This is a genomic window from Loktanella salsilacus, assembly GCF_024206795.1.
In the GTDB taxonomy this organism is placed as follows: Bacteria; Pseudomonadota; Alphaproteobacteria; order Rhodobacterales; family Rhodobacteraceae; genus Loktanella; species Loktanella salsilacus.
This window is the reverse complement of record NZ_CP072994.1, coordinates 195,312-204,292: the sequence shown is the minus strand read 5'-3', so window position 1 is coordinate 204,292 and position 8,981 is coordinate 195,312. Positions and strand designations below refer to the sequence as shown.

Sequence of the window (8,981 nt, the reverse complement as noted above, 5' to 3'; positions counted from 1 at the left end):
TTAACGCTCCTCTAGTTTCATTGAATTATTGAAGACGTTCATGACGAACGAAATCGCAAGGGACAGGGCCAGATAGACGAGGCCAAGCAGCAACATACATTCGAGCGCCCGTCCCGTCTGGTTCAGCGTAATGCCACCCAGCGTCGCCCGCACGTCGGCATAGCCAACGGCCAAGGCGAGGGACGAGTTCTTGGTCAAGTTCAAGTATTGCGATGTCAGCGGTGGAATGATGACACGCATCGCCTGCGGCAGGATCACAAGGCTCATCGCGCGGTTCGGACGCACGCCCAGGGCGGCTGCGGCCTCTGACTGACCTTTGGACACAGACAGAATGCCAGCGCGGACGATTTCAGTGATAAAGGCACCGGTGTAAAGCGACAGGGCCAACCACAAGGCCATCAACTGGTTGCTTAACTGAAAGCCGCCGCTGAAGTTAAAGCCAGTCAATTCAGGATAGCTTAGCGTCACAGGACGCCCCAGCACAAAGAACGCCAGAACGGACGGCACGATCACGATCGCAAACAGCGGCCAGACCATAGGCAGCAGGCGGCCCGTATCAAACAGCAACTTTTTCGCATAGCGCCGATAGGCGAAAGCCCCGATCAGCGATGCAACAAAGACCGCGACCAGCAGACCAGAGTTCGCACCCCAGATTGGCGCTGGCAAATAGGTGCCACGGTTGGTCACAGCGATGCTGTTCCAGATCAACGACGCTGTTGCCGTGCCATCGTCGCCGACACGGAAATCGCCGGGGCGCGGGGTAGCTTCGGAAAAGACTGCGTAGATCAATAGGATCCACAGCAGCAACGGCACGTTGCGGAAGCCTTCGACATAGACCGCCATCAGGCGGCTGACCAACCAGTTGCGTGACAGGCGCAGAACACCGGCTAGAACGCCAAGGATTGTTGCCAGAATGATGCCCAGAAAGGCGACGAGCAACGTGTTGTAAAGTCCGACAAGGGCCGCATCAAAGTGAGATCCTGCGTTGGTGTAGCCCACCAGCCATGTGCCGATACTCGATGTGATATCGTAGCTAGCGCGCGAGCTTAGAAAGCTGAAATCAGGCTGCAGTCCAAGACTGGCAAGGTTCGCCAAAAGGTTAGAGACCAGCCAATAAATACCGACGCAGACCAAGGCGAGCGTGATGACTTGGATGGTCAAAGACCGATAGCGTGTGTCGTAGATAAGCTGGCTCAGCCGAAAGCTTTCGCGTGGCGGGCTATCCGACATCGATGACATTATATTCTCCCCGGGCAATGCCAGACTTTGTTCAGGTTGCTCCGGTTGGCCCGGATGCACCACGCGCTGGCAGACGTTCTTAACGTAAGTGGATCAGAATGACGAAAGGCCCGGCATAAACCGGGCCTTTCGCTTATATTTTTAGCGGAAAGGTGGCGAATACAGCAGGCCACCGTCGGTCCACTGTGCGTTCAGACCACGTGCCAGACCGATGGGAGTGTTCTCACCGATGTTGCGCTCGAAGATCTCGCCGTAGTTGCCGCCAGCCATGATCGCGTTCTTTGCCCAATCAGCGGACAGACCGATCATCGCGCCCAGCTCGCCTTCGGTGCCGAGGATACGGTTCACTTCAGGGTTATTGGTCGGTGCTGCGGACATCTCTGCGATGTTGGCAGACGTGATGCCCAGCTCTTCAGCTGCGATCAGTGCGTTCAGCGTCCACATGGCGATATCGCCCCACTCGTTGTCGCCGTGACGGACCAGCGGGCCCAGCGGCTCTTTCGAGATGATTTCAGGCAGCAGAACGTGGTCGCCCGGTGCTTCGAAAGTCGCACGGGTTGCGGCCAGACCGGATGCGTCCGTGGTATAGACGTCGCAGGCGCCAGCCAGATACTGCTGCTGACCTTCGGCGTTCGTCTGAACGGCCACAGGCTGGTAGCTGATGTTGTTAGCGCGGAAGAAGTCGGCCAAGTTCAGCTCTGTCGTGGTGCCGGTCTGAATGCAGACGGTTGCGCCGTCCAGATCCTTAGCGGATGTCACACCCAGCGATTTCGGGATCAGGAAGCCCTGACCGTCGTAGTAGTTCACGCCGATGAAGTCGAACTTCAGGTCGGTGTCGCGGGACATTGTCCAGGTGGTGTTACGAGCCAGCAGGTCGATCTCGCCCGAGGACAGCGCGGTGAAACGTGTTTCGCCGGTTGTCGGAACGAATTCGACAGCGTCCTTGTCGCCAAAGATCGCAGCTGCAACAGCGCGGCAGACATCAACGTCAAAACCTTCCCAAACGCCATTGGCGTCTGGTGCACCAAAACCGGCAAGACCGGTCACGACGCCGCAGTTCAGGTGGCCGCGTGCCTTGACGTCATCCAGCGTTGCCGCGGATGCAGCAGCAGCTGTCAGACCGGCAACTGCCAGCGTTCCAAAAAGTACGGTCTTTTTCATTATTACCTCTTCCTGAGTATCCGCCCATAAAGGGCAGCCAATTACTCCGTTCGTCCGAACGGTTGGGTTTTGACGGGTTACCCCCCCAATGGAGAGAGATTGGGCGGATTCCAGCCCAGAGGTCAAGAGTTACTGCCGGGTCAATCGGCTGTATCTGCCTACGCGAGCGGCAGTTTGACTGGATTGGCCTATTTTCTGACCGCCTTAGGTTGATCGACTTAGGTTCAGAAACAACGCGGCATCGTAGAACGCCTGCTGTTTAATCGCTGCCGCTTCAGCGGCTTCCTCGTCGTCACCCCATTGGCTGATCTGAAAGTCCTCATCGATCCGGCTTAGCGGCCAAGCATCCTGCGGCGTCAATGCGTCCGATGCGACGGCAGCGGCCAGAACCAAAGAACCTGACAGTTGCACAAGATCGTGAAAGCCCGTTAGCGCAAAGGGATCGAACTGCCCGACATGGGCGTGCAACCGATCCAGCGATTCGGCAGGCTGCGGGATTGGCATCAGACCCGTCGTGACGTGCAGATGGGCTTGCAGTGTCGTCGCAGACCAATCTAGCCATGGGTCCCAAGCCTGCGATTGGGCCGCGACCAACACGTCAGGATTAGCAGCGCGATAGCACAGCAAATCGCTTTCGCCGTAAGACGCCAGCATCGCCACAACATCCGCATACTGCGGCGTCACCTTGTCGATGGCAGAGTTTGCAGCGCGTGTGGCTGGCATTGTTGTGGGGTCAATTTTCTCGCCTTGCGCCTGCCACTCTGCCGCGACACGGTCTGCCATGGCCTGCGTCGGCATGATCAGGGGCTGCTTGTAAGGCGTCTTGACCGCACGGCCGTCCAGATCGACGGCAAAGCCACCGTCGCGGGCGACAGTTGTGGCATTGGTCCAGAAACGTTTGGGGGCCCAGTCGCTCATGCGGGATCTCCGATCAGGTCATCAATGGCAGCGTCCAGCGCCGCGAAGGTATTAATCAGACGGTCAGCGCCAAGGGTATCTGGCGCGTGATAGCCCCAATCGACGCCAATCGTGGCAACCCCGGCGGCGCGGGCCATATCCATATCGTAGCGCGTGTCGCCGACCATCACCGCCCGGTACGGCGCAACCCCGGCGTCCGCCAAACAAGTCAACACCATCGACGGATGCGGCTTGGACGGGTGAAAATCTGAGGTCTGGCCGCTAATAAACAGCCCCTGCAGCGCATGTTGATCAACAAGCCGATCCAGCCCCCGCTTCGACTTGCCCGTCGCGACAGCAAGCAGCGTGTGATCCTGCGCTTGCAAGCGGTGCAACGCCTCTAGCGCGCCGGGAAACAGGGGGCTGCGCCGTTTCAGGTCCTCTACCGCATGGTCATGAAACGACGCGCGATATTGCTGCGTCAATTCATCGCGCGTCGCGGCGTCCAAATCGGGGCACAGCACGGCAAAGGTTTCTGGCAGCGACAGACCGACGATCGACAAAACCTCTGCCCTGCTTGGGGTGACAAGCCCAACCGCACCAAAGGCATGCGTCATCGCGCCAAGGATTTCCGCCTGACTGTCGACAAGCGTTCCGTCCACGTCAAAAATGACAAGGCGCAGGTCAGGCATAACGGGCCCCTTGTGATTAGTCGGGCATATTAAAGGGATCGACCGGCGCATGGCTGACCTGCCAGCCGACAAAGTCCCACGTGCGCTGCATATGGTCTGGCAGCGGTGCTGTCAGGTGCAGGATTGCGCCAGTTTCGGGATGCTCGATGGTCAAGCTGCGCGCATGCAGGTGCATTTTGCGGCTGATATCGCCGCCCATGCCAGCGCCCCAGCCGTCGCCCATGTTTTCTTGCTCTGTCCCACCATATTTGCCGTCCCCGATAATCGGATGACCGATCTCGGCCATGTGGGCGCGCAACTGGTGGGTCCGGCCTGTGATCGGCACCAAAGCAACCCATGCAGCCCGCTTTGCCAGCGTGTCTAGCACAGCGTAATCCGTCGTGGCGCGCTTTGCACCTTCGGTGCTGTCGACGTCTTTGGGGTGAATGCAGCGCATCTTTTCGTTCTCGCCGCCTTTGCCGTGACCCGGAGCCTTCAACAGGCCGTACTTGATCGTCGCAGCGCGGGGATGCGGCACGCCAGCGACGGCGGCCCAATAAATCTTGCGCGTGGCGTGGTGCTTTAGGTTCTCAGTCAGTTGCTTGGCAGCCATACGCGTGCGGGCCAAGATCAGAACGCCAGAGGTGTCCTTGTCCAAACGGTGCACCAGACGCGGCTTTTCGTCATAGCCAAACATCAGCGCCTCTGACATCGCGTCAACGTGGCGGGTGGTGTTCGTGCCGCCCTGCGTGGCGAGGCCAGCAGGCTTGTTAATGACAATCATATGATCGTCACGGTAAATCACGCAGGACATGATCAGCGCAGCGTCAGCCTTGGTGACGCCCTGCTTCATCATGCTCCGCTCGGCATCGACCTGTGCCTCTGTCGGCAGCGGCGGGATGCGAACGCTTTGCCCGACGTCCAGCCGCGTGTTCGACTTTACCCGGCCGCCGTCGACGCGGATGTCGCCCTTGCGGCACATCTTTTCGATCCGACCCTGCGTCAGGTGCGGAAACAGCCGCCGCAGGTAACGGTCAAGCCGCTGATCGCCGTCGTCCGGGCCAATTACCCGCGTCTGAACACCGCCGCTCATGCCAATACCATCCGTGTCAAAGTCATGCCAAAGACCAGCGCCGCCAGTCCAATAATTACGCTGCCGCCTACATAGGCGACGGCCAGATTGAACTGGCCTCTTTCCATCAGCGCCACCGCATCAAGCGAAAACGCCGAAAAGGTCGTGAAGCCGCCGAGCAGTCCGGTCATCAGAAACGGGGCTGCACGCATGCCGCCCTTTTCCGCCAGCGCCACAACGACCACGCCCATCAGCAACGAGCCGAGTACATTCACCGACACTGTTCCCCAAGGGAACCCCTGCCCCATGATGCGCAGGGTCAGTATTCCGGTCAGCCAGCGCAACGTCGCGCCGATCGCCCCGCCAAGGGCCACAGTGAAAGCAGTCAAGATCATCACCCCCTGTCGCCCGAACAGGTCAACTTGTCAATTCGTGCCGCCCTGACGCTTGACCCGCAGCCCCGCAAAGAAATCCACGCGCTTTTTCAGCTCGCGCTCGAACCCGCGATCGACGGGTAGATAGTAGATCCCCCGCTTCATCGTATCGGGGAAATAGTTCTGACCGGAAAAACCGTCCTCGGCGTCGTGGTCATAGGCATATCCAGTGCCAAAGCCTTGTTCCTTCATCAGCTTCGTCGGCGCGTTCAGGATATGTCGCGGCGGCGGCTCTGACCCGGTTTGCTTCGCAGCAGCCATCGCCGCCTTGAAGGCGACATAACCTGCGTTCGATTTAGGCGCGAGCGCGAGGTACGTGACCGCCTGCCCCAGCGCCAGCTCGCCCTCTGGGCTGCCAAGGCGCTCATAGGTTTCCCAGGCTTGAATGCAGATGTGCTGGGCCTGCGGATCGGCAAGGCCGATATCCTCGACCGCCATACGCACGATACGGCGCGCAAGGTAACGCGGGTCTTCACCGCCCGTCAGCATCCGCGCCAGCCAATACAGCGCAGCATCGGGGTCAGATCCGCGCACCGATTTATGCAACGCAGAGATCAAGTTGTAATGCTCGTCGCCGGACTTGTCGTATTTCGTCGCCCGCTTCATCAGGCGGGACGTCAGCGCGTCCGTGCCAAGCGGCTTGTCCGTCTTCCACGCCGCCACCTGTTCAATCAAGTTCAACAGGCTGCGCCCGTCGCCGTCGGCCATGTTGATCAGTTGACCCCGCGCTTGCGCGTCCAGCGGCAGCTTGCGGTCAAGGTCTGCCTCTGCACGCTGCGCGAGGCGTTCGAGGTCAGCGTCATTCAAGCGCGTCAGGATCAGCACCTGCGCCCGCGATAGCAAGGCGGCGTTCAGTTCGAAGCTGGGGTTTTCCGTTGTGGCACCGACCAAAAGAATCGTGCCGTCTTCCATATGCGGCAGAAAACCATCCTGCTGCGCCTTATTAAAACGGTGAATCTCGTCCACGAACAGCAAAGTCCCTTTGCCGTTCTGGCGGCGCATGCGGGCCGCCTCGAACACTTTGCGCAGTTCGGGCACACCGGTAAAGATCGCGCTGATCTGGACGAAATGCAGGTCCGTCTCATCTGCCAGCAGCCGGGCGATGGTAGTCTTGCCCACGCCGGGCGGCCCCCACAACACCAATGACGATAGTGAACCAGAAGCGAGCATCGCGCCAAGCGGCGCGTCAGGCCCCAGAACCTGTTCCTGCCCAATCACCTGCCCCAAGGTCTGCGGCCGCAAACGGTCCGCCAACGGGCGCGGGCCAGCGCTGGCAGAGGACGGCGTGGAGGGGCTATCAAAAAGATCGGGCATAAAAGATATCTAGGTCCGTTTCAGCAGTATTGAAAGACATCTGCGCAGCACCCCGAAAACGAAAAAGGCCCGGTCCACTGGACCGAGCCTTTCGCGATACGATGGAGGAGAGTGCTTACGCCTCTTCGTCGATCTCGATCAGGCGGGCCTTGTCAGCAGCGCCTTTGGCGTCGCGGTCACGGTCGACCAGCTCGATGATCGCCATCGGTGCCATGTCGCCATAACGGAATCCAGCTTTCATCACGCGGCAGTAGCCGCCCATGCGCTCTGCGTAACGTGGGCCGAGGATTTCGAACAGTTTGGCAGTGTGCATCTCTTGCTTCAGCTGCGCGTTGGCCTGACGGCGCGCGTGCAGGTCGCCGCGCTTGCCCAGCGTGATCAGCTTGTCGATGATACGCTTCAATTCTTTAGCTTTCGGCAGAGTCGTCTTGATCTGCTCGTGCTCGATCAACGAACCAGCCATGTTAGCGAACATCGCTTTACGGTGCTCGTGGGTCCGGTTCAGTTTGCGGTAGCCGCTTGCGTGACGCATTTGGTCATCTCCTAATTATACTTTGTGCAGCGGTCTGATGCGTGTCAGCCGCATTATTGGGGCAGTATTGCCCAGGTATTCCCCGCTAAGTGCGGGCATTTTGGAAAGGGGCGGATCGTGACCCGCCCCCTATTCTTAGAACTGGTCGTCGAACTTCTTGGCCAGATCTTCGATGTTGTCTGGCGGCCAGTCCTCGACGTCCATGCCAAGGTGCAGACCCATGCCCGACAGCACTTCCTTGATCTCGTTCAAGGACTTGCGGCCAAAGTTCGGCGTGCGCAGCATTTCGGCTTCGGTTTTCTGGATCAGATCGCCGATGTAGACGATGTTGTCGTTCTTCAGGCAGTTTGCCGAACGAACAGACAGTTCCAACTCGTCGACTTTCTTGAGCAGCAGCGGGTTGAATTCCAGCCCGTCGTCGTCGCCACCAGCAGAAGCCGATTCTGGTTCGTCGAAGTTCACGAAAACCTGCAGCTGATCCTGAAGGATGCGCGCAGCATAGGCCACAGCATCGTCAGGCGTCAGCGAGCCGTCGGTTTCGATCTTCATCGTCAGCTTGTCATAGTCCAGAACCTGACCTTCGCGGGTTGGCTGAACGTCATAGCTGACCTTCTTGACCGGGGAATAGATCGCGTCGATTGCGATCATGCCAATCGGGGCATCCTCGGGCTTGTTCTTGTCAGCGGCGACATAGCCTTTACCGGTGTTGACGGTCAGTTCCATGTACAGATCAGCGCCATCGTCGAGGTGGCAGATCACGTGATCCTTGTTCAGAACCTCAATGCCAGACGTTTCCGAGATGTCGCCAGCGGTGACAATGCCCGGACCCTTAGCCTGAACGCTCAGACGCTTCGGGCCTTCCACGTCCATACGGATCGCGACGCCCTTCAGGTTCAGAACGATGTCAGTGACATCTTCGCGAACACCAGAGACGGAGGAGAATTCATGCAGGACATTGTCGATCTGCACGGCCGTGATAGCGGCACCTTGCAGCGACGACATCAGGATGCGGCGCAGCGCGTTGCCAAGCGTCAGGCCAAAGCCACGCTCCAGCGGTTCTGCGATCAAGGTCGCCTGACGGTGCGGGTCATTGCCCGGCTTCACGTCCAGCTGTGTCGGCTTGATCAGCTCAGCCCAGTTTTTGTGGATCATAGTCCCTCCATCCTTGCTCGACTTCATGTCCAAAAAGTCGGGCGCTCGAGGTTTCAAAACGGCAGATTGGGGCCGCGCACAATCGCGCGGCCCCTCTCATGTAGTAGTCTAACTTAGACCCGGCGACGCTTTGGTGGGCGGCAGCCGTTGTGGGCCATCGGGGTCACATCACGGATCGAAGTGATGTTGAAACCGGCAGCAGCCAGCGCACGCAGCGCGGACTCACGACCCGAACCGGGGCCCTGCACTTCGACTTCCAGCGTCTTGACGCCGTGTTCTTGGGCTTTCTTGCCAACATCTTCTGCAGCCATCTGAGCAGCATAAGGAGTCGATTTACGCGAACCCTTGAAGCCCATGGTGCCTGCGGAGGACCAGGCAATCGCGTTGCCTTGAACGTCCGAGATCAGGATCTTGGTGTTGTTGAAAGAAGAGTTCACATGCGCAACGCCAGCTGCGATGTTCTTGGAGACCTTTTTCTTGCCGGTCCGGCGGGTATCTCGTGCCATGAC

10 protein-coding genes are annotated in these 8,981 nt (G+C 59.1%); all 10 read right to left on the bottom strand.

Translation table 11 applies throughout. From position 1 onward, the window contains the following. The gene (locus KBW81_RS01075) at nucleotides 1–1,239 is read right to left on the bottom strand and encodes an amino acid ABC transporter permease (RefSeq protein WP_090189656.1); all 1,239 of its coding nucleotides are present in this window, start codon (nucleotides 1,237–1,239) and stop codon (nucleotides 1–3) included. Nucleotides 1,240–1,380: 141 nt separating this feature from the next. Next, complete coding sequence (locus tag KBW81_RS01070) at nucleotides 1,381–2,400, bottom strand: amino acid ABC transporter substrate-binding protein (RefSeq protein ID WP_090189657.1); 1,020 nt, start codon at nucleotides 2,398–2,400, stop codon at nucleotides 1,381–1,383. Between the two features lie 204 nt (nucleotides 2,401–2,604). Then, entirely contained in the window at nucleotides 2,605–3,318 is a 714-nt protein-coding gene (locus KBW81_RS01065) for an ATP12 family chaperone protein (protein WP_090189659.1), read from the bottom strand. Continuing rightward, the gene (locus tag KBW81_RS01060; RefSeq protein ID WP_254248031.1) at nucleotides 3,315–3,989 is read right to left on the bottom strand and encodes an HAD-IA family hydrolase; all 675 of its coding nucleotides are present in this window, start codon (nucleotides 3,987–3,989) and stop codon (nucleotides 3,315–3,317) included. The genes KBW81_RS01065 and KBW81_RS01060 overlap by 4 nt, the downstream gene beginning before the upstream one ends. Before the next feature lie 16 nt (nucleotides 3,990–4,005). Continuing rightward, nucleotides 4,006–5,061 carry an RluA family pseudouridine synthase gene (locus tag KBW81_RS01055; protein ID WP_090189663.1) on the bottom strand — a complete coding sequence of 352 codons (1,056 nt, stop codon included), beginning with the start codon at nucleotides 5,059–5,061 and terminating at the stop codon, nucleotides 4,006–4,008. After that, nucleotides 5,058–5,435: a fluoride efflux transporter CrcB gene (gene crcB / locus KBW81_RS01050; RefSeq protein WP_254248030.1), complete on the bottom strand. Its 378-nt coding sequence runs from the start codon at nucleotides 5,433–5,435 to the stop codon at nucleotides 5,058–5,060. Before crcB ends, KBW81_RS01055 begins: the two co-directional genes overlap by 4 nt. 30 nt (nucleotides 5,436–5,465) lie before the next feature. After that, nucleotides 5,466–6,788, bottom strand: coding sequence for a replication-associated recombination protein A (locus KBW81_RS01045; protein ID WP_254248029.1), 1,323 nt, complete (start codon nucleotides 6,786–6,788; stop codon nucleotides 5,466–5,468). Nucleotides 6,789–6,903: 115 nt separating this feature from the next. Beyond that, on the bottom strand, nucleotides 6,904–7,320 hold the full coding sequence (gene rplQ, locus KBW81_RS01040) for a 50S ribosomal protein L17 (RefSeq protein WP_090189668.1): 417 nt from the start codon (nucleotides 7,318–7,320) through the stop codon (nucleotides 6,904–6,906). A 135-nt stretch (nucleotides 7,321–7,455) separates the two neighbouring features. Continuing rightward, entirely contained in the window at nucleotides 7,456–8,472 is a 1,017-nt protein-coding gene (locus KBW81_RS01035; protein WP_090189670.1) for a DNA-directed RNA polymerase subunit alpha, read from the bottom strand. Between the two features lie 113 nt (nucleotides 8,473–8,585). After that, entirely contained in the window at nucleotides 8,586–8,978 is a 393-nt protein-coding gene (gene rpsK / locus KBW81_RS01030; protein WP_072858530.1) for a 30S ribosomal protein S11, read from the bottom strand. Nucleotides 8,979–8,981 lie beyond the last annotated feature (3 nt).